This window comes from Streptosporangium sp. NPDC049046, assembly GCF_040649155.1.
Classification (GTDB): domain Bacteria; phylum Actinomycetota; class Actinomycetes; order Streptosporangiales; family Streptosporangiaceae; genus Streptosporangium.
Window position 1 is genome coordinate 355,220 of sequence record NZ_JBEZEZ010000003.1, and the last position, 20,266, is coordinate 375,485.

Consider the following 20,266-nt stretch of genomic DNA (forward strand, 5'->3'; position numbering starts at 1 on the left):
AAGGTCGTTTCCCGCGTCTCCCGCGATGCGCGACACGACCGCAGCGTCCGGCGGGTGGGCGGCCGACGTGGTCGCCCCCGGCCGTCGCCGGAAAAACGTGATCACCCCGGCCCGGTGGAGGGTCGGCCCGATCACCACCAGTCGAACGCCCGCCGGCCGACCCCACGCGGCCGGCCCGCGCTCACGACCTGAAGGCCATCGGAAGCGGCATCACCTTCGCGGCGTTCACCGTGAGTTCGATCACATTGGTGGCGAGCACCATCGTCTGACGCTCGGTGACGAAACGTTGCGTGTGGGACTGGCGCTGGTGGTCGGCGTAGGCGACCTCGTCACGGTAGAGCTCGTAGACGATGCGCTGAAGGGGCGCCGACTTCACCGAGTGACAGGTGTAGACGAGCGTGTCCGGCTCGGAGCGGCGTACCGAATCGACGGTCTCCTCGGCGAGCCGGTCGAACCTCTCGCCCGTGCCGTCGAGCAGCGTGAAGACGGTGAGCAGGCCGAAGATGCTCGGTGATGGACGGTTCGAGCCGCCCGGCAGGTCACCGGCGCCCCCCGGCATTCCCGGACCGCCTGGATAGAGGGCGCCGGTCGAGGGAGCGGCGCCGCCGAACGGCTGCTCGTAGCCGGGGGAGCCCTCCCGGTCATATCCCCTGGACCCTCCGCGTCCCCGCTCGGAGCCCGGGGAGGGCGCGCCACCGAAAGCCTGGTCGGCGGGCATGGGCTGGAGGCTGCCCTGCCTGCCGGCGCCCGGCACGCCCGGCACGCCGAACTCCCCGGTGCCGGGACCCGCGGACCTGCCGAACTCCCCCGTACCTCCGGGGCTGCCGAACTCCCCGGTGCCCCCGGGCCTGCCGAACTCCCCCGTGCCCCCGGGCCTGCCGAACTCCCCGGTGCCAGGGCCCGCGGACCTGCCGGGTCCCGGGGCACCGTGCCTGCCGAACTCATGGGCGGGGATGTTGTACTCCCCTGTCGCGGGACCGGGGCTCGACATGCCGAACTGACCGGTCACCGGCGGCGGTGACTGCCTTCCGGGATCACCGCCGCGCCTGCCCGGGTCGGCGGCGGGCGGCTGGTCGGCGGGCGGCATTCCGTACTCGCCCGCCATGAACATCCCCGTGGCCGGACCACCGAACCTGTCATCGCCCTGGGAGGGCTGCTGCCGCATGCGCGCAGCGTAGTCGACGTCCTGCTCGCCCGCCCGATACTCGGCCACAAGGTCGCCGAGACCGGAGCGGCGCGGCGTCTCCTCGGCCAGAGTCCGGGCGGGAGGGGTCTCCGGGGTCACGCGGCGGCCGGCGACCTGCACGTCACGGGGCTGGTACTCGGGGCGACGGGGCGCAGGGCGGTCCTCCCACTCGTCGCCCTCCTCCTCCTCGTCGTCGTCCTCGTAGGGCGCGAGCGGGCGCAGCACGACGTACCAGACCGCGGCGGCGGTGACGAAGAGCAGAAGCGCGGTGAACATCCCGGGCACCGCGAAGCTGACGGCACCGACGAGGGCGAGGCCGGTGGGAGCGAGCACCAGGAGCGTGTGCATGTTGTCGGCGTCGTAGTCGTCACCGCCGCGCCAGCGGACGACCGCGAAGACCAGCCCGCCCAGCAGCACGAGCGCGACGATCACATGGACGGCGAGGAGCAGGGAGGCCGGGGGCAGGCCCCAGTGGCGACCACCCAGCGGGAGGGCCTTGGTGAAGTCCTTCTCCTGCAGGACGGGGTCGACCGCGAGGATCACCGTGGCGATGACGGTGAGGGCGATCCCCAGGAGCCAGGAGGAGAATCTGACCGCACTCTTACGGGCCAGTAACTGGATGACCCCGACGATCAGCCACAGGGGCGCCAGCATGGATCCGGTCAGTTGATAAATCCGGAACGTGCCCGTCCCAAACCCGATCAAATAGCCGGTGGCGATTACTCCCAGTGAGACGGCGAGAGACGCCGTCGTGATGCTCCAGGCGATCAGCCAGCCCTTGGGCTCACTGCGGAGACGGCTGATGAGAGCGCCGGTGGCGATGGCTGCGAGCAATGCACCGGCGAAGGCGATGACAGCGACGAGGACTTCCATGGTGTCTCCAATGCTGCCGGACATTACCCCCCAACCGGTAGCCGAACCCTGAGTCGGCTCCCGGAGCCGGTCCGAAACGACCGACCCAACACCGTATACGGCGGTTACCCCCAGTCACGACATTCCAAAGTGGATTGTGGAATTACTAGATGATTTCTAGAGTGAGCGAGCACGCCGTACCCCCTCCCCTCAGGGATACCGGATGCCTGAAACGTGGCCGCTCGCCGGGCACCTCCCTACGACGACCGGGGTAACCCGACCCGTCCGCAGCAGCGACCTCACCGTGCGTGAGGATGCCTCCGAAGAACTCCGGAGGCTCGTTTTGCGTGCCAAGACCGGAGACTCGGATGCTTTTGGCACGCTCTATGATCGTTACCTCACCCTGGTGTACCGCTACATCTACTTCCGGGTCGGCTCACATCCGCTGGCCGAGGATCTCACGAGCGAGACCTTTCTCCGCGCGCTCCGCAGGATCACGGACTTCACCTGGCAGGGGCGTGATTTCGGCGCCTGGCTCGTGACCATCGCGAGAAACCTGATCACCGATCACTTCAAGTCCGGCAGATACCGTCTTGAGGTCACGACGGCCGAAGTGATCGACACCCCGCTCGACGGCCCGCACATCCCGGAGAACGCCGTCGTCACCGCGATGATCAGCGACCGGGTGCTCACCGCCGTCCGCGATCTCGGCCCCGAGCAGCAGGAGTGCGTGGTGCTGCGCTTCCTGCACGGCATGTCACTGGCGGAGACCGCGCTCATCATGGGCAAGAAGAGCGGCGCCATCAAGGCACTCCAGTTCCGCGCGATCCGCGCCCTGGCCCGCGCGCTGCCCCCGGACCTCAGCTGACACCTGCACGCCGACGCCGCCCCCGGTCGGCTCCAGCCCTCCGGTACGGCCGCCATGCCGGGGACGAGGTTCCCATGCCGATACGGCGCAGCGCGTAACCTGCCGTGCCGAGTCGTCGTTAGGCAAGTGACACCGATGGATCATGAGCTGGGGGCGGCAGGGAGCGTTCATGGGGAAGTGGCTGCCTGGATTCTCACGGAGGTCGCAGGCACGCATCCAAAACCGTGTTTCACGGCTGGGAGCCCGCATGACGGCCGGCCCCCGGCCCGAGTTCAACGCCAGGCTCCGTGAGCAGCTCACCCGCCCCCCTCAGGCAGAGGACACCCCCGAGCGGCGCCCGACGGGCCCCCGCCACTCCCGGCGGAGATCCCGTGCGGGACTTTTCCCGCAACTGCTCAGCACCGCCCTGGTGGTCGCGATGGTCGCGTCCGTGATTGGGACCTACCGGTCGATGCCCGGTGACACCTTCTATCCGCTCAAACGCGCCGCCGAGAACACACTGTTCCACCTGAGCAGCGACGACGCCGAGCGGGCCGACCGCTCCTTCGGCTACGCCGAGACCCGCGCCCGTGAGGTCAAGGAGCTCCTGGGCTCCGGCGAGGGCGAGAAGGTGATCGGGGAGACCCTTCAGGCCATGGAGGACACCACCCGCTCCGCGGTGACCTCCCTGCGGCAGATACGGCGCCGCGACTCCACGCGCGCCAGGGAGCTCAAGCGCTTCGTCCAGAAACAGCGCACCCAGATCACCGGGATGATCCCCAAGATGGGCGCGGAGAACCAGCGCAAGGCCCACGTCTATCTCAACTACATCGAGGGCCTCGCCCCACCCGAATAGCGGCTCCCCGAAAGAACGGCCCCTTCCCACGTGGACGGCTGATCAAAAGAACCGGGTGATCGTCCCTTTCCGGGCGTTCCCGGCCGCGTTACCCTCTCCAGAGATCCCACCCGCCGGGCTCACGCGATGCCGCACGACCGTCATACGACCGTCATACGACTCCAAGGCGCCATATCCGGCCGACACATCCAGTGTTCACGCCGAAGGTGAAGCGGTCCCTCTCGCAGGATGGGACAGGAGGCGCCGATTCGCCGCCACGACGGATCGTCACCTGGTACGTTGCCTGAGTCGGGTACCGCCGGGCGGGCGGGAGCGGGGTTCATGAACCCGAAAGCCTGTGGAGACCCTGGTAAGACCACCTCGGTGGCTCGGGTCGGTGAAGCAGGAAGCCACAGGGGTGTCGCGAGAGCGGCACTGGCCGAGTCTTTGGCATCAATGCCGAAGAGCGCGTCAACGATCTCACCACTCTGTCGCGGTTAAGCTGAGTGGCTATGAGGCGGCTACTACGACGGCGGGACCAGGCGGGAACAGCCGGTCGGGCGACGGTGGGGGAGATCGCGGCCGGCGAGGTCGCGGCCGCGGCCGCCGTCGCGATGCCGATGGCCGAGCCCGACCCGGTGTCCGCGGCCTTCTTCGACGTCGACAACACCATGATGCGCGGCGCCTCCATCTACCACTTCGCCCGCGGTCTCGCCTCCCGGGGCCTGTTCACCAGCAGGGATCTGTTCAGGTTCGCGCTCGGCCAGTTGATCTTCCGGGTCCGCGGCGACGAGAACCCCGCGCACATCGAGGAGGCCAGGGAGACCGCGCTCGCGTTCGTGGCGGGCAACAAGGTCGAGGAGATCGTCCGGCTCGGTGAGGAGATCTACGACGAGGTGATGGCCGACCGTATCTGGGCGGGCACCCGCGCCATCGCGCAGGCGCACCTCGACGCCGGCCAGCGGGTCTGGCTGGTCACCGCGACCCCGGTGGAACTGGCCCGTGTGATCGCCCAGCGTCTCGGGCTGACCGGCGCGCTCGGCACCGTCGCGGAGACCGAGAACGGCGTCTACACCGGCCGCCTCGTCGGTGACCTGCTTCACGGCCCCGCCAAGGCGGAGGCCGTGCGGGCCCTGGCCCGCAGGGAGGGTCTCGACCTGTCCCGCTGTTCCGCCTACAGCGACTCGGCCAACGACCTGCCCCTGCTCTCCCTGGTCGGCCACGCCACCGCGATCAACCCCGATGCCGAGCTGCGCGAGTTCGCCCGGCAGAACAGCTGGGACATCAAGGACTTCCGTACGGGACGCAAGGCGACCATGGTCGGCCTGCCCATCGCGGCGGGCGCGGGTGCCCTCGCGGGCGGTATCGCCGCCGCCGTCGCCCTGCGCCGCCTCTACCGCTCCGGCCGCTGAGGGCTGTTTCTCCCTTCGCGGTACAGCCGCGGTGCCGTGAGAGTGCCGTGAGACCTCGGAAAGGCTCAGAAGAAGGGCGGGAAGGCGTGGCCGCGCCTGAGCCTGAGCTCGTCGAGCAGCTGCTGGACGGACTCCCTCACCTGGTCGGTGAGGTTGAAGACCAGCATGGGGTCGTCGGCGTCGGTGGGGTCGAGTTCGTCGGTGCGGATCGGCTCGCCAAAGCCGATCATCCATTTGGACGGGAGCGGGACCAGCCCGAGAGGCCCGAACCAGGGGAACAGCGGCGTGATCGGCAGGTAGGGCAGGCCGAAGGCCCTGGCGAGGAAGCGCAGGTCGCCGATCTTGGGGTAGATCTCCTCCGCGCCCACGATGGCGCAGGGAACGATCGGCACACCCGCGCGGATGGCGGAGGCGACGAACCCACCCCGGCCGAAGCGCTGTAGCCGATAGCGATCGGAGAACGGCTTGCCGACCCCCTTGAACCCCTCGGGGAAGACACCGACGATCTGGCCCTTGCGGAGCAACCGGTCGGCGTCGTCGCGGCAGGCGAGGGTGTGGCCGGTCTTGCGGGAGAGGTGGCCGAGCATCGGGAGCCGGTAGACCAGGTCGGCCCCCAGGAGACGGAGCGCGCGACGCTCGGGGTGGTCGTCGTACAGGGCCACCTGGAGCATGAGCCCGTCGAGGGGGAGGGTGCCCGAGTGGTTGGCCACGATCAGGGCTCCGGAGTCACCGGGTACGTTGCGCATGCCGAAGGTCTCGGTGCGGAACCAGCGGTGATACAGCGGGCGGATCAGTTCCAGGAGCACCTTGTCGGTGAGCTCGGCGTCGAACCCGAACTCGTCGACCTCGTACTCTCCGGTCAGGCGACGGCGCAGGAAGGCGAGCGTCTCGGCCAGCCGGTGGTCGCCGTCCCCGCTGCCGTTCGCCGTATCGCTCACCCCGGCACCGGCCGGGACACCATGTCCGCCAGGGCGGAGGGCAGGCCCCCTGACAGGTCACGCGCGCGGATGAAGTCCTCGAAGGCGGCGGCGGTGGAGAATTTCGGCTTCCAGCCGAGAGCCGTGCACAGCGCGGTGGTGTCGACCACGCGTCCGTGGCACATCAGGCGGAGTTGCTCGGGAGAGAAACCGACCAGTCCCGCGCTCCGGGCGAGCTCGCCCATGAAACGGAAGACGGGGGAGGGGACGGGCATCGAGAGCAGGTCCGCCCTGCGCGCGCACTGCGACAGCAGCAGCACGCCGTCTCCGGCCACGTTGAACGTGCCGGGGTGGTCTTCCATCGCCATCCGCCTCAGCACCTCGACCGCGTCGTCCTCGTGGACGAACTGCAGCCGCGGGTCGAACCCGAACACGGTCGGCAGGACGGGCTGGGTGAAGTAACGCGTCAGCGGTGAGTCGACGCCGGGTCCCATGAAGTTGGCGAACCTGAGCGTCGACACCGCCACATCGCGCCGCCGTCTGGCGAAACCGCGGACGTAGCCCTCCACTTCGGAGGCGTCCTTGGCGTAGCCACGGCTCGGAGGCTCTCCCGGCTCGGCGTCCTCGGTGAAGACCGCGGGGTCGTGCGGGGAGGAACCGTAGACGGCGGTGGTCGATCGCACGACGACACGGCGAACCGTCGCGGACCGCTGACAGGCACCGAGCAACTGCATGGTGCCGATGACGTTGTGTTCCTTCATGAGCGCTCGGCCACCACTCCGGGGAGGGGCGCTCACCAGACTCATGTGAACGACGGTGTCGATGTCGGCGGCCGCGATCACCTGGGCGATGTCGGGGCTGCGCAGATCGACGCGGACGAACTCCGTCCGGCCGAGAGGTACGCCGCCATCACGTGAGAGCGAGGGCGGCGGCACCGTATCCACTCCGATGACCCGGTCGATGTCCGGGTCATCCGCGAGAACGCTCGCCACTCGGGCGCCGATGTGGCGCGAGACCCCGGTGACAAGCACGGTGTGGGTCATCGGCGCCTCGCAGATCCGCGCTACTTCTTGTTACGCCGCTGGATGCGGGTCTTCTTCAGAAGCTTGCGGTGCTTCTTCTTCGCCATGCGCTTACGGCGCTTCTTGATCACAGAGCCCACGGGACCCCCAGGTAGCTGGTAGCCGAGATTGTCGAACCGGTGCGCGATAGCACACCGGCACAACAGACTACCGGCGATCCACGGTAGATCGCCCCTGGGGGGACCCCGGGCGCATGAACTCACGACGTGACGACCACGTCGCTACCCCGATGAGGCCAGGCCCGGCTCTCGCGCGGCCGTACCGGAGATCGTGCCCCGACAGACCGGAAAAGAGCAGGACCGTGAGCGGCCTGGCGCCTTCACCTCACGACCGGAACACTCCCCCCGGCCGCTCGGCTCGACGCGTCGAGCTCGCCTGCCTCAACCTGCCTCGATGTAGGCATCCCTGAGATAATCGTGTACCGCCTGCTCCGGCACTCGGAAGGATCGACCGACCCGGATGGCCGGCAGCTCGCCCGAATGCACGAGTCGGTACACAGTCATCTTGGACACCCTCATGACAGTGGCCACTTCTGCCACCGTCAGGAACTTCACCTCGCTGAGAGGTCTTTCGCCTGCACCCATCGGACGCCTCTTCCGCACGTGTATCCGGGTTATCCCCACTGGTGCCATTGCTCACGCACGTGTACTGCCGTCAGCGTAAATCGGGACCCCTGCCACGCAAACCCCCTATTTTCTCAGCCCTCGGAGTCCCACGTCAGCGAAACGCATGAAAACGCTGGCCAGCAGCCTGATCGTGCCTCTCACATTGATCTTGGAACGGACCAACTGTCTCCCATTAGAGTCGCCCACAATCCCCAAAAAGTTGGCAAACGGGCGGCGAGGTAGGTGGAATGCAGGCGCGAAATGCCCGTATAGGGATGACCTAATTTGCGCATCCCCCGTCTCAGAGGGCTCGCACGACCCTCTCGACCAGGTGGTGCGTCAGCGGCTCGTAATACCTCGGTAGCACGTTGTCATCGAGCGGGACGGTGACCGCGATCTTGCCCTCGGCCTCACCGACGAAGAGGGCGGGATCGTTGCTGTCGGCGAATCCGACCGTGAGGATGCCCGCCTCGCCCGCGGCCCCGGCCCAGCCGTGGTCGGCGATCACCAGATCGGGACGGTCGGCACCCAGCTCGGCGATCATGGCGCGCATCGGGGCGGGGTCGTGCGTGTGCACGAAGGCGCCCTTGTCGTCGAGCATCGCGACGTCGTCCATGTAACGGATCTTGCGCCTGCGCCCGAAACCGCTGCCCCAGTACGACCAGCCCTCGGCCGGTGCCATCAGGGTCGCGCCGCGCGCCCTGAGCATCCGGCCCAGGGCCATGTGAACGGTGAGCAGGCCGGTGGGGTGCCCGGTGGCGATCAGGATCCTGGGGTTCTCCCCCTGGAGCACACCGGCGATCGTGTCGCCCATCTTCTCCGTCGCCTCGATCGTGCGATCGGGGTCGATGGTGTCCTGCCCCTCCCGGTGCCCGGGATCGGCCACGACCCCGGCCGACTTCGCCATCAGCTCCAGCACGTCCCGGTAGGACCACGCGCCGTCCATCGTCAGCCCGAACATGTAGTGCGGATCACGGTTGGAAAGCGACCGGTAGTGGTCCAGGTTGTTCTCCCGGCTGGTCGCCACATCACCGGCGATCCGGGTGCGGATCAGGTGCTCACGAAGCTCGGCTCGCGTTGTCGGCGACGCTTCGCGTCGCGGCTCGGGTGCTGGGAGGGGCACTTCGTCCTCGGTTTCGATCATCGGGGGCCATGGGTCACGGGAGGGGATCGAGCCCGTGGAAGGGGAAGACGGAGTTCCGCGTCGCCATGATGGCCCGGTCGATCGGGTCTGCTGGGTCATAACCAGCGGAGAAATCCGGAAATTCCGGATTTCGGCCATCGGTGAGCGTCAACGGCGCCGTCTGGCCGGTCCGCTCCTTGACGAACGTGCGCCACGCCTCGGGGGTGGCCGTCCGGGGATCGAGGGGATGGCCCGCCACCTCGGCGATCAGGTGGGTCCACGCCCGGGGCACCACCTGTACCAGCTCGTATCCCCCGCCACCCGTCACGATCCACCGCCCGCCCGCGGTCTCGTGGGCCAGCTCGTGCAGCGCCGCGTACGTGGCCCGCTGGCCGTCCAGGCTGAGCATGAGGTTGGCCAGCGGGTCGAGGGCGTGGCTGTCGCAGCCGTGCTGGGTGACCAGGATCTCGGGGGCGAACTCCCGCAGCAGCGGCGGGACCACCGCGTGGAAGGCCCTGAGCCAGCCGCTGTCGCCGCATCCGGCCGGCAGGGCCACATTGACCGCGCTGCCCTCCGCGCCACGCTCCTCGGGAAAACCGGTGCCGGGGAAGAGGGTGCGGGGGCTCTCGTGCAGGCTGATGGTGAGAACCCTGGGGTCGTCGTAGAACAGCGCCTGCACGCCGTCGCCGTGGTGCACGTCCACGTCCACGTAGGCGATCTTGGAAGCGCCCTGGGAGAGCAGCCACGCGATCGCCACGCCCGGGTCGTTGTAGACGCAGAAACCGCTCGCCACGGCGGCCATCGCATGGTGCAGGCCCCCCGCGACGTTGACCGCGTGCTCGGCCTCACCGCTCCACACCGCGCGGGCCGCCGCCAGGCTGGCACCGGTGATCAGCGCGGACGCCTCGTGGACCCCGGCGAAGGCGGGGTTGTCCGTGGTGCCGAGCCCGTAGGCCACGTCGGGCCGCCCGGTGGCGGAGACCCGCCTGACGGCCTCGATGTAGTCGCGCCGGTGAACGAGGGCCAGCTCGTCGTCGGTGGCGGGCGCGCAACCGCTCATCTCCACCTGGTCCAGCACGCCGAGCTCCCCGGCCAGCGCCATGGTCAGCTCCACCCGTACGGGCGCGAGCGGGTGTTCGGGGCCGAAGTCGTACGAGGTGAGCGCATCGTCCCAGACAACCCGCACGGACCGGCTCATGGGCACTCCCTGTCTGGTCGCGACGCCACACGTCACGGCCCGATCTTCCTGCTCCCGGCTCGACGTTACCGCACGTGTACGGAATGGCGTTTACGCAGCCGTCTTGGAGGACGTGCCTGTTTTCATCTGAGCGAAATATCTTGATTTATTGCTTTAACAGGCACGTTGAGCAGGCCCCTCCTGAACGGCGGGCGTTCCTGGGATCGCCATACCTCCTGACGAGGAGGCCGGGTGGAGGAGACCCGCGCGGTCCTCTGACCGCGGGAAGCGCGCGGGAGGAGACGGGGTCGCCGCCGCCGAGACGACCAGGCGGTCGGCCGGCCGCGGGAAGCGTACGGGAGGAGACGGGCTCAGCCCTCGGCGAGCTGGCGCCCCCGGTCCCTGGCGGCCTCGATGGCGGCGAGGAAGGCGGCACGGACGCTGTGCCGCTCCAGCTCGGCGATGGCCGCGATCGTCGTACCGCCCGGGGAGGTGACCGCCTCGCGGAGGATCACGGGGTGCTCCCCCGAGTCACGAAGCATGATCGCCGCTCCGACGATCGACTGGGTGACCATGTCGAGGGCGGCGGCACGGGGCATGCCGAGCAGGATGCCGGCGTCGACCATCGCCTCGACCAGGTAGAAGAAGTAGGCGGGGCCACTGCCGGAAAGGGCCGTGGCGGCGTCCTGCTGCGACTCGGGGATGCGCAGCACCTTGCCGACCGGGCTGAACAGGTCCTCGGCACGCCTGAGGTGCTCCTCGGAGGCGTGGGCGCCCGCCGAGATCACGCTCATCGCCTCGTCGACCAGCACCGGTGTGTTGGACATGACCCGGACTACCGGGATGTCGGCGCCGAGCCTCGACTCGACGAACGAGGTCGTGATCCCCGCCGCCGCCGAGACGACCAGGCGGTCGGCCGGGATGTGCCCCGCGATCTCGGCGAGCAGGGACCCCATGTCCTGCGGCTTGACCGCGAGGATGATCGTGTCCGCGTCCTTCGCCGCCTCGGCGTTGGAGGCGACCCGCACGCCGTACCGCTCCGCGAGGGCCTGGCCGCGCTCGGCACGCCGTGCCGTCGCGATCACGTCGCCCGGCTTGAACCCGGCTCTGAGCAGCCCGGACAGCAGGGCCTCTCCCATCTTGCCGGTGCCAAGAATCGCGATCATGTGAGCACCTCGAAATCGTGGATCGGAACTCCCCGCAGCCTATCGGCCCCGCCACCGGCGGGAATCATCCTGTGTATGAGTCGAAGGCGACGGGTGACCATCCGTCCCGGCGGTCTTACCGGGACGACATCGGGGTGTCCTGAACCGCCCGGGAGCCCGATCCGTCTTAGGGGTATGCGTATGATCGCGACCTCTATCCTGGCCGGAAGCCTTCTGCTGGCACTGGGCTGCGGCACCGAACCCAGCGCCACCGTCACCACCTCCCCCTCGCGTCCGGCGAGTCAGACCACCTCCGTCCCGGGCAGCCCCTCCGAGCCGGCGGCCCACACCGTGGCTCCCCGGGAGGAGCCCACGACGAGCGGCACCCCGAAACCGACGAAACCCGAGGGCCACACCGACAATCCCCGCAAGGTGCGGTGGCTGACGGCCAAGCCGTCCAAGGACGGCCGTAGCCTGCGGATCGTCTGGTGGTCCGGGGTGGAGCCGTGCAACGTGCTTGACCGGGTCACCGTGCGCGAGACCTCCAAGCGGGTGACCGTCACCCTCTGGGAGGGCCCGAGCAGCAAGGCGCAGAACGTCGCCTGCATCGAGATCGCCATCCAGAAGGTGACGACCGTCAAGCTCAAGAAGCCCCTCGGCGCGCGCAAGGTGGTCGACGGCGCCCGCTGACACGCCTTCGCCTTCCTCCCGAAATCGGGAATGCCGCCGCGCGTCAGAAGGTTGAGCCCAGTAGACTCAAGTCGTTTGACAAACCTCACACGAGGTTCCACTATGAGTCCCATCGACTCAACTTTGACTACAAGGACGTACTCATGGCACGTGCGGTAGGTATCGACCTGGGGACGACCAACTCCGTCGTCTCGATTCTCGAGGGCGGTGAGCCCACCGTCATCGCCAACTCTCAGGGTTCGCGGACCACGCCGTCCGTGGTCGCGTTCGCGAAGAACGGCGAGGTCCTCGTCGGCGAGGTCGCCAAGCGGCAGGCCGTCACCAACGTGGACCGGACGATTCGCTCGGTCAAGCGCGAGATGGGCACCAACTGGTCCGTCGAGATCGACGGCAAGAAGTCCAACCCGCAGCAGATCAGCGCGTTCGTCCTGCAGAAGCTGAAGCAGGACGCGGAAGCCTACCTGGGCGAGAAGATCACCGACGCGGTGATCACCGTTCCCGCCTACTTCAACGACGCCCAGCGCCAGGCCACCCAGGAAGCCGGCACCATCGCCGGCCTGAACGTGCTGCGCATCATCAACGAGCCCACCGCGGCCGCGCTGGCGTACGGCCTGGACAAGGAGAAGGACGAGACCATCCTCGTCTTCGACCTCGGCGGCGGCACCTTCGACGTGTCCCTGCTCGACGTCGGCCAGGAGGACGGCCACGGCTTCGTCGAGGTCAAGGCCACCAGCGGCGACAACCACCTCGGTGGTGACGACTGGGACCAGCGCGTCGTGGACGAGCTGGCCAACCGGTTCAAGAACGCGCACGGTGTCGACCTGACCAAGGACAAGATGGCCCTGCAGCGCCTGCGCGAGGCAGCGGAGAAGGCCAAGATCGAGCTCTCCAGCCAGTCGGAGACCTCCATCAACCTTCCCTACATCACCGCCTCGGCCGAGGGTCCCCTCCACCTGGAGGAGAAGCTCACCCGCGCCGAGTTCCAGCGGATCACCGCCGACCTCCTCGAGCGGTGCAAGGGCCCGTTCAACCAGGTCGTCAAGGACGCCGGGATCAAGGTCTCCGACATCGCCCACGTGGTGCTCGTCGGCGGCTCGACCCGCATGCCCGCCGTGGCCGAGCTCGTCAAGGAGCTGACCGCGGGCCGGGAGCCCAACAAGGGCGTCAACCCGGACGAGGTCGTGGCCATCGGCGCCGCCCTGCAGGCCGGTGTGCTCAAGGGCGAGGTCAAGGACGTCCTGCTGCTCGACGTGACCCCGCTGAGCCTGGGCATCGAGACCAAGGGCGGGATCTTCACCAAGATCATCGAGCGTAACACCACGATCCCGACCAAGCGCTCCGAGGTCTTCACCACGGCCGAGGACAACCAGCCGTCGGTGCAGATCCAGGTCTACCAGGGCGAGCGCGAGATCGCCGCGTACAACAAGAAGCTGGCCACCTTCGAGCTGACCGGCATCGCCCCGGCGCCGCGCGGCATCCCGCAGATCGAGGTCACCTTCGACATCGACGCCAACGGCATCGTCAACGTCTCCGCCAAGGACCTCGGCACCGGCAAGGAGCAGACGATGACGATCACCGGCGGCTCCGCGCTGCCGAAGGACGACATCGAGCGCATGATGCGCGAGGCCGAGTCCTACGCCGAGGAGGACAAGAAGCGTCGCGAGGAGGCCGAGGTCCGCAACAACGCCGACTCGCTCGTCTACCAGACCGAGAAGTTCCTCGGCGAGAACGCCGAGAAGGTCCCGGACGACATCAAGACCGAGGTCAACGAGGCCGTCGCCGAGCTCAAGAAGGCTCTGGAGGGCACCGACTCGTCCGTGATCCGCACCTCCGCGGAGAAGCTCGCCACGGTCAGCCAGAAGATGGGATCCGCCATCTACGCCCAGGCGCAGGGGTCCGAGACCCCGACCGGCGCTCCCGGCGCGGACGCCACCGACGGGCAGAAGGCCGACGAGGACGTGGTCGAGGCCGAGATCGTGGACGACGAGCCGAAGCGCGACAACGGCGCCAAGTGACGGCCGGAACGCCGAGGGGAGCACCAGCGTGAGCACGCGCGAGAACGGTTCCGAGGAGGAGCCGGTGATCCGCGACAACCGGAAGATAGACCCGGAGACGGGGCAGATACGCGAGACGAAGCCGGCCGAGACCACGGGCCAGAACGACAGGGAGCAGACGACCGACAAGTCGTCGTCCTCCCTGGCGTCCGACCTGGCCTCGATCGAGCTGGCCACCCAGCTCGCCGAGCGCACCGCGGACCTGCAGCGTCTTCAGGCCGAGTATTCCAACTATCGCAAGCGGGTCGAGCGAGACCGCGTGGCCGTCAAGGAGCAGGCGGTGGCCGGCGTGCTGGCCGAGTTGCTGCCGGTCCTCGACGACATCGGCCGGGCCCGTGACCACGGGGAGCTGACCGGCGGTTTCGCCAAGGTGAGCGAATCACTGGAGGCGGCCACCGGGAAGCTGGGGCTGAGCACCTACGGCACCAAGGGCGAGCCGTTCGACCCGACGGTGCACGAGGCCCTGATGCACAGCTACTCCCCCGACGTCACGGAGCCGACGTGCGTGGAGATCCTGCAGCCCGGTTACCGGATCGGCGAGCGAGTGCTCCGCCCCGCGCGCGTCGCGGTCGCGGAGCCAGAAGAGCCCGCCGCGGACGACAACTGACACCCCCACATCTGATCTCTGAGAAGGAACGTAGATGAGCACCAAGGACTACCTGGAGAAGGACTACTACGCCGTCCTTGGTGTGCCCAAGACCGCTACGGCCGATGAGATCAAGAAGGCGTACCGGAAGCTGGCCAGGCAGTATCACCCGGACGCCAACCCCGGAAGCTCGGCGACCTCCGAGAGCACCGCGAAGTTCAAGGAGGTCTCCGAGGCGTACGACATCCTTTCCGACACCAAGCGCCGCAAGGAGTACGACGAGGCGCGGACGCTGTTCGGATCGGGTCTCGGCGGTTACGCCGGTGGTGGGGGCGCTCCGCGCTCGGGTGGCTTCCCGTTCGACCTGGGGGACCTGTTCGGGGGGACCGGCCAGCAGCAACAGCAGGGCGGCACCGGAGAGCGCATCGGCGACATCTTCGGTGGGCTCTTCAACCGGGGCGGCGCGAGCCGCCCCGGGGGGACGACGAGCAGGGCGCGGCGCGGCCAGGACATCGAGTCCGAGGTCACGCTCTCCTTCTCCGAGGCGGTGGAGGGCACCACGGTGTCGCTCCGCCTGACCAGTTCCTCCGCGTGCACCGGATGCGGAGGAACCGGCGCCAAGGCCGGAACCACCCCGCGGGTCTGCCCGACCTGCGAGGGCACCGGGGCGGCCAGCCGCAACCTCGGCAACTTCGCCTTCTCCGAGCCGTGCCGCGACTGCAAGGGCCGCGGCCTGCTGGTGGACGACCCGTGCCCGGTGTGCGACGGGAGCGGGCGGGGTAAGAGCACCCGCACGATCCAGGCCCGCATCCCGGCGGGGGTCGGCGACAACCAGCGCATCAAGATCAAGGCCAAGGGCGCACCCGGCGAGAACGGTGGTCCTGCCGGTGACCTCTACGTCCAGATCCACGTCAAGCCGCACCCCGTGTTCGGCAGGACGGGAGAGAACCTGACGGTCACCGTCCCGGTCACCTTCACCGAGGCCGCACTGGGCGCCGAGATCAAGGTGCCGATCCTCAAGGGGCTGCCGGTCACCCTGCGCATCCCCGAGGGCACCCCGAACGGCCGCACCTTCCGGGTGCGCGGCAGGGGCGTGGCGCGCAAGGACGGCACCAAGGGCGACCTGCTCGCCACGATCGAGGTTCTGGTGCCGCAGCAGTTGGAAGACAAGGCGAGAGGCGCCCTTGAGGACTTCCGCGACGCCACCTCGGGTGGTGACCCGCGGGCGGACCTGATCGAACAGGCCAGAAGCGAGTAGCCATGGAAGCCAACTACTTCGATCTGTCGGACGACACACCCGTCTACGTGATCTCGGTGGCCGCCCAGCTGTCGGGTCTGCACCCGCAGACCTTGCGCCAGTACGACCGTCTCGGCCTGGTCAGTCCAGGCCGTACGGCCGGTCGCGGACGCCTGTACTCCACCCGCGACATCATGATGCTCCGCGAGGTCCAGCGGCTCTCCCAGGAGGAGGGCATCAACCTCGCGGGCATCAAGCGAATCCTCGTCCTCGAAACGGAGGCCATGCGCCTGCGTGACGAGAACCACCGCCTGCGCGCGGAGATGAACACGATCCGCGCGCTCATCCAGTATCAGCTGCCCCCCGCCTGAGACTCCGTCCCACACCTTGAGGACGCGTCTGTGACCGGCCGTGAGAACGCGCCGGGGGCACACGCCCCGTGAGGATCCGCCGGGCCGGCGTCGCCCTATGACACAGCACTTTCGAGTGAGGCCTGACAAGCATGGACTACAAGCTCACCCAGAAGAGCCAGGCGGCGGTCTCCTCCGCCATCAGGCGGGCGGCCGCCGAAGGCAATCCCGAGGTCGCCCCGGCCCATCTGTTCACCGCGCTGCTCACCCAGACCGGTGGCACCGCCGTGCCCCTGCTCGAAGCGGTGGGCGCCGACTGGAAGCAACTGCGCGTCGAGGCCGAGAAGCAGCTCGCGGCCCTGCCGAAGGCGCAGGGCTCCACCGTCAGCGCCCCGTCGAGCTCCCGGCAGCTCCTCACCGTGATGAACACCGCGGCCCAGCGGGCCCGCGGGCTTGAGGACGACTACGTCTCGACCGAGCACCTGCTGGTCGGTCTCGCCACCGACGGCGGCCCCGTCGCCACCCTGCTCAAGTCCAACGGCGCGAGCCCGAACGCGCTGCTCGACGCCTTCGAGAAGGTGCGCGGGCACGCCAGGGTGACCAGCGAGACGCCGGAGGACACCTACCAGGCGCTGGAGAAGTACGGAATCGACCTGACCGAGCGGGCCAGGGCGGGCAAGCTCGACCCGGTGATCGGCCGCGACTCGGAGATCCGGCGCGTCGTCCAGGTGCTCAGCCGCCGTACCAAGAACAACCCGGTTCTCATCGGCGAGCCCGGCGTCGGCAAGACCGCCGTGGTGGAAGGGCTGGCCCAGCGGATCGTCGCGGGCGACGTCCCCTCCAGCCTGCGCGACAAGCGCCTGATCGCCCTCGACCTCAGCGCGATGGTCGCCGGCGCCAAATACCGCGGCGAGTTCGAGGAGCGCCTCAAGGCGGTGCTCGGGGAGATCAAGGAGAGTGACGGCCAGGTCGTCACCTTCATCGACGAGCTGCACACCATGGTCGGCGCGGGCGCCGCCGAGGGCGCGATGGACGCGGGCAACATGCTCAAGCCCATGCTGGCCCGCGGCGAGCTGCGGATGATCGGCGCGACCACCCTGGACGAATACCGCGAGCGCATCGAGAAGGACCCCGCGCTGGAGCGGCGGTTCCAGCAGGTCTACGTGGGCGAGCCCACCGTCGAGGACACCATCGCCATCCTGCGCGGCCTCAAGGGCCGCTACGAGGCGCACCACCAGGTCCAGATCTCCGACGGCGCGCTCGTGGCCGCCGCCGCGCTCTCCGACCGTTACATCACCTCCCGCTTCCTGCCCGACAAGGCGATCGACCTCGTCGACGAGGCGGCCTCCCGGCTCCGCATGGAGATCGACTCCCGTCCCGTGGAGATCGACCAGCTCCAGCGGAACGTCGACCGGATGAAGATGGAGGAGCTGGCGCTCGCCAAGGAGACCGACGAGAGCAGCCTGCAGAGGCTGGAACGGCTCCGCGGGGAGCTCGCCGACCGCCAGGAGGACCTCAACGCCCTCGTCGGCCGCTGGGAGCAGGAGAAGGCGGGGCTGAACCGGGTCGGCGACCTGAAGAAGCAGATCGACGAGGTGCGCAGCTCCGCCGAACGCGCGCAGCGCGACGGTGACTTCGAGGCCGCCTCGCGGCTGATGTACGCCGAGGTGCCCAAGCTGGAGGCCGAGCTCGCCGAGGCGAGCAAGGCCGCCCAGCCCGAGGACCCCATGGTCAAGGAGGAGGTCGGCTCCGACGACATCGCCCAGGTGATCTCCTCCTGGACCGGTATCCCCGCCGGCCGGCTGCTTGAGGGCGAGACCAGCAAGCTGCTCCGTATGGAAGAGGAGCTCGGCAGGCGGCTGATCGGCCAGCGACAGGCGGTCGAGGCGGTCTCCGACGCCGTACGGCGGGCGCGGGCGGGCATCTCCGACCCGGACCGGCCCACCGGCAGCTTCCTGTTCCTCGGCCCGACGGGCGTCGGCAAGACCGAGCTGGCCAAGGCGCTGGCGGACTTCCTGTTCGACGACGAGCGGGCGATGGTCCGCATCGACATGAGCGAGTACGGCGAGAAGCACAGCGTCGCGCGCCTGGTGGGGGCACCTCCCGGCTACGTGGGCTACGAGGAGGGCGGCCAGCTCACCGAGGCCGTGCGGCGCAGGCCCTACGGCGTGGTGCTGCTGGACGAGGTCGAGAAGGCCCACCCCGAGGTCTTCGACATCCTGCTCCAGGTGCTCGACGACGGGCGGCTCACCGACGGACAGGGCCGGACGGTCGACTTCCGCAACGTGATCCTGATCCTCACCTCCAACATCGGCTCGCAGTTCCTCGTGGACCCGGGCCTGGAGAAGGAGGCGCAGCGGGCCGCCGTGATGACGGCGGTCAGAAGCTCGTTCAAGCCGGAGTTCCTCAACCGGCTCGACGACGTGATCCAGTTCGACGCGCTCGGCACCGAGGAGCTGTCCAGGATCGTGGACCTGCAGGTGGCCCACCTGGCGAGGCGCCTGACGGACCGGCGGCTCACGCTGACCGTGACCCCGGCGGCGCGCGACTGGCTGGCGCTGACGGGTTACGACCCCCTGTACGGCGCGCGTCCGCTGCGCCGCCTCGTCCAGTCCGCGATCGGCGACAAACTGGCCAAGGAGGTCCTCTCCGGCGAGGTCCAGGACGGCGACGAGGTGCTGGTCGACCTCGACGAGGCGAGGGACTCCCTGTCCATCGGCCCGGTGAGGGCCTGACGGCGACCGCGCGATGAAATCGGCAGGCCGGGTGGAGGTCGGTGGGAGCCGACGGTGGGCGGCTGAAGGCCGGTGAGGACCTGACCGCCTCCGACGCGGCCCGGTAATGGCTTGACCACCATTGAGCTAAGCCCGCCCCTGAGCGAGACCCCCCTGTTACGTTCGGTTTTCGTCGGATTACCGAACGCAACAGGGGGATGCGAATGTCGAATTCATCACGGAACATCCGGGGAATCCTCGCGATGGCGGTGCTCACGGTCGGCGCCGGCCTCACGATGGCCTCCCCGGCGTCGGCGGAGCTCGTGCCCTGCCAGGAGCAGGGCACGGCGACGGCTCTGGGAACGCCCGGACCGGTGGAGCCCGCGTGCGAGGAGACCGGCGCCGCCGGAACCGCCGCGACGCCCGAGGGGGCTCCCACCACGGACAGCGCCGTCACAGCGTCGACGACGGACAGCACCGTGACACCTCCGATCACGGACAGCACCGTGACCCCATCGATCACGGACAGCAGCACGAGCCTGTCGACGACGGACAGCACCGTCACCTCACCGACCACGGACAGCACCGCGAACCTCTCGACGGACAGCACCGTCACCCCGCCGACCACGGACAGCACCGCGAACCTCTCGACGGACAGCACCGTGACGCCACAGGCCGCGACCAGCGGCGAGGTGCCGGCGACGGTGAGCGACACGGAGCTGCCTCCTCCGGGGACGCCCGTGACGGTGAACAGCGAGCAGGCGCCGGCGGCCGTGGCCGGTGCTGAGGCGCCGGTGACCGCGAACATCGGGGAAACGTCCGTCACCGCGGACCGGCTCGCACGCGTCACCGGTCTGCCCCAGTTCTCCCAGCCCTCCGCCGTGGTCGACTTCGCGGACGCCGAGGCCTTCGGGCTGTCGAGCCTTCCCGGTCACGAGTGGACGAACTCGTGGGTGAGCATCATGGCCGAGGCACCGGAACTGCCGGGCACGCCGGGTGCTCCCGGCGACGGCATCAGCTGGCTGCGGGCCCCGGCCCCGCCGGCACCCGGTGAGCTCGTCGAGGTGCCGGTCACCTCGGACGCACCGGTCAACGTGCCCGCACCTCCGATGCCCGACCTCGTCCCGGCGGAGGCCGTCACCGAGAACCTGCCGACCGCGGACGCGCCCGCCGCCGACGCACCCGCCGCTGACGCAACCACCGCCGAGGCGCCCGCCACCACCGAGGCACCCACCACGGACGCACCCGCTGCCGACGCACCCACCACGGACATGCCGGCCGCGGACGCGCCCTCCACCGAGGCGTCCACCGCCGACGCGGTCGCCGCTGACGCGGTCGCTGCCGAGGCGCCCGCCGCCAACGCAACCACCGCCGAGGCGCCCGCCACCACCGAGGCACCCACCACGGACGCACCCGCTGCCGACGCACCCACCACGGACATGCCGGCCGCGGAC

General features: G+C 69.1%; 16 protein-coding genes and 2 pseudogenes. 10 read left to right on the forward strand and 8 right to left on the reverse strand.

The genetic code is table 11. The annotated features are described in order from the left end of the window. Positions 1–181 precede the first annotated feature (181 nt). Positions 182–2,059, reverse strand: a complete 1,878-nt coding sequence (locus tag AB0B96_RS06115; protein ID WP_362896846.1) for a hypothetical protein — start codon at positions 2,057–2,059, stop codon at positions 182–184. 202 nt (positions 2,060–2,261) lie between these two features. Between AB0B96_RS06115 and AB0B96_RS06120 the strand changes: the two genes are divergently transcribed. The 3 genes from AB0B96_RS06120 (at position 2,262) to AB0B96_RS06130 (ending at position 5,132) form a co-directional block, all read left to right on the forward strand. Then, complete coding sequence (locus AB0B96_RS06120) at positions 2,262–2,906, forward strand: sigma-70 family RNA polymerase sigma factor (RefSeq protein WP_362896847.1); 645 nt, start codon at positions 2,262–2,264, stop codon at positions 2,904–2,906. Between the two features lie 247 nt (positions 2,907–3,153). Continuing rightward, the gene (locus AB0B96_RS06125) at positions 3,154–3,741 is read left to right on the forward strand and encodes a DUF5667 domain-containing protein (protein ID WP_362896848.1); all 588 of its coding nucleotides are present in this window, start codon (positions 3,154–3,156) and stop codon (positions 3,739–3,741) included. A gap of 593 nt (positions 3,742–4,334) precedes the next feature. Next, entirely contained in the window at positions 4,335–5,132 is a 798-nt protein-coding gene (locus AB0B96_RS06130; RefSeq protein ID WP_350943544.1) for an HAD-IB family hydrolase, read from the forward strand. Positions 5,133–5,197: 65 nt separating this feature from the next. Here the strand turns inward: AB0B96_RS06130 and AB0B96_RS06135 are convergent, their stop codons facing one another. From AB0B96_RS06135 to proC, 7 genes are all read right to left on the reverse strand, one after another. Continuing rightward, positions 5,198–6,070 (reverse strand): lysophospholipid acyltransferase family protein, encoded by an 873-nt coding sequence (locus AB0B96_RS06135; RefSeq protein WP_362896849.1) that lies wholly within the window; start codon positions 6,068–6,070, stop codon positions 5,198–5,200. Then, entirely contained in the window at positions 6,067–7,092 is a 1,026-nt protein-coding gene (locus AB0B96_RS06140; protein WP_350942584.1) for an NAD-dependent epimerase/dehydratase family protein, read from the reverse strand. Before AB0B96_RS06140 ends, AB0B96_RS06135 begins: the two co-directional genes overlap by 4 nt. Positions 7,093–7,112: 20 nt before the next feature. Then, positions 7,113–7,211, reverse strand: a complete 99-nt coding sequence (locus tag AB0B96_RS06145; RefSeq protein WP_018654693.1) for an AURKAIP1/COX24 domain-containing protein — start codon at positions 7,209–7,211, stop codon at positions 7,113–7,115. A 300-nt stretch (positions 7,212–7,511) separates the two neighbouring features. Next, positions 7,512–7,715 carry a helix-turn-helix domain-containing protein gene (locus tag AB0B96_RS06150; protein ID WP_012887307.1) on the reverse strand — a complete coding sequence of 68 codons (204 nt, stop codon included), beginning with the start codon at positions 7,713–7,715 and terminating at the stop codon, positions 7,512–7,514. A 322-nt stretch (positions 7,716–8,037) separates the two neighbouring features. Beyond that, a complete protein-coding gene (locus AB0B96_RS06155) occupies positions 8,038–8,880 on the reverse strand; it encodes a phosphatase (RefSeq protein ID WP_350942583.1) in 843 nt (280 codons plus the stop codon). A 13-nt stretch (positions 8,881–8,893) separates the two neighbouring features. Beyond that, a complete protein-coding gene (locus AB0B96_RS06160; protein ID WP_362896850.1) occupies positions 8,894–10,057 on the reverse strand; it encodes an acetoin utilization protein AcuC in 1,164 nt (387 codons plus the stop codon). 350 nt (positions 10,058–10,407) lie between these two features. Further along, entirely contained in the window at positions 10,408–11,202 is a 795-nt protein-coding gene (gene proC / locus AB0B96_RS06165; protein ID WP_350942581.1) for a pyrroline-5-carboxylate reductase, read from the reverse strand. A gap of 180 nt (positions 11,203–11,382) precedes the next feature. On the opposite strand from proC, the gene AB0B96_RS06170 reads away from it, so the two are divergent. The 7 genes and pseudogenes from AB0B96_RS06170 to AB0B96_RS06200 all read left to right on the forward strand — a co-directional run. Beyond that, a complete protein-coding gene (locus AB0B96_RS06170; RefSeq protein WP_350942580.1) occupies positions 11,383–11,871 on the forward strand; it encodes a hypothetical protein in 489 nt (162 codons plus the stop codon). 143 nt (positions 11,872–12,014) lie between these two features. Next, positions 12,015–13,886 (forward strand): molecular chaperone DnaK, encoded by a 1,872-nt coding sequence (gene dnaK / locus AB0B96_RS06175; protein WP_350942579.1) that lies wholly within the window; start codon positions 12,015–12,017, stop codon positions 13,884–13,886. A gap of 28 nt (positions 13,887–13,914) precedes the next feature. Next, positions 13,915–14,532 (forward strand): nucleotide exchange factor GrpE, encoded by a 618-nt coding sequence (gene grpE / locus AB0B96_RS06180; protein ID WP_350942577.1) that lies wholly within the window; start codon positions 13,915–13,917, stop codon positions 14,530–14,532. Positions 14,533–14,566: 34 nt separating this feature from the next. Then, positions 14,567–15,769: a molecular chaperone DnaJ gene (gene dnaJ, locus AB0B96_RS06185; RefSeq protein ID WP_362896851.1), complete on the forward strand. Its 1,203-nt coding sequence runs from the start codon at positions 14,567–14,569 to the stop codon at positions 15,767–15,769. 2 nt (positions 15,770–15,771) lie between these two features. Further along, a pseudogene (locus tag AB0B96_RS06190) lies at positions 15,772–16,047 on the forward strand (helix-turn-helix transcriptional regulator); the annotation flags it as partial. A gap of 203 nt (positions 16,048–16,250) precedes the next feature. Beyond that, positions 16,251–18,833 (forward strand): ATP-dependent chaperone ClpB, encoded by a 2,583-nt coding sequence (gene clpB, locus AB0B96_RS06195; RefSeq protein ID WP_362896852.1) that lies wholly within the window; start codon positions 16,251–16,253, stop codon positions 18,831–18,833. Between the two features lie 203 nt (positions 18,834–19,036). Beyond that, a pseudogene (locus AB0B96_RS06200) lies at positions 19,037–20,266 on the forward strand (hypothetical protein); the annotation flags it as partial.

Excerpts from the sequence above, each read along its gene's own strand:
- AB0B96_RS06125 (WP_362896848.1), top strand. The coding sequence starts at position 3,154 with ATGACGGCCGGCCCCCGGCCCGAGTTCAACGCCAGGCTCCGTGAGCAG.
- AB0B96_RS06160 (WP_362896850.1), bottom strand. The coding sequence starts at position 10,057 with ATGAGCCGGTCCGTGCGGGTTGTCTGGGACGATGCGCTCACCTCGTAC.
- AB0B96_RS06155 (WP_350942583.1), bottom strand. The coding sequence starts at position 8,880 with ATGATCGAAACCGAGGACGAAGTGCCCCTCCCAGCACCCGAGCCGCGA.
- AB0B96_RS06120 (WP_362896847.1), top strand. The coding sequence starts at position 2,262 with ATGCCTGAAACGTGGCCGCTCGCCGGGCACCTCCCTACGACGACCGGG.
- AB0B96_RS06150 (WP_012887307.1), bottom strand. The coding sequence starts at position 7,715 with ATGGGTGCAGGCGAAAGACCTCTCAGCGAGGTGAAGTTCCTGACGGTG.
- clpB (WP_362896852.1), top strand. The coding sequence starts at position 16,251 with ATGGACTACAAGCTCACCCAGAAGAGCCAGGCGGCGGTCTCCTCCGCC.
- AB0B96_RS06170 (WP_350942580.1), top strand. The coding sequence starts at position 11,383 with ATGATCGCGACCTCTATCCTGGCCGGAAGCCTTCTGCTGGCACTGGGC.
- AB0B96_RS06140 (WP_350942584.1), bottom strand. The coding sequence starts at position 7,092 with ATGACCCACACCGTGCTTGTCACCGGGGTCTCGCGCCACATCGGCGCC.
- dnaK (WP_350942579.1), top strand. The coding sequence starts at position 12,015 with ATGGCACGTGCGGTAGGTATCGACCTGGGGACGACCAACTCCGTCGTC.
- AB0B96_RS06115 (WP_362896846.1), bottom strand. The coding sequence starts at position 2,059 with ATGGAAGTCCTCGTCGCTGTCATCGCCTTCGCCGGTGCATTGCTCGCA.
- proC (WP_350942581.1), bottom strand. The coding sequence starts at position 11,202 with ATGATCGCGATTCTTGGCACCGGCAAGATGGGAGAGGCCCTGCTGTCC.
- AB0B96_RS06130 (WP_350943544.1), top strand. The coding sequence starts at position 4,335 with ATGCCGATGGCCGAGCCCGACCCGGTGTCCGCGGCCTTCTTCGACGTC.
- dnaJ (WP_362896851.1), top strand. The coding sequence starts at position 14,567 with ATGAGCACCAAGGACTACCTGGAGAAGGACTACTACGCCGTCCTTGGT.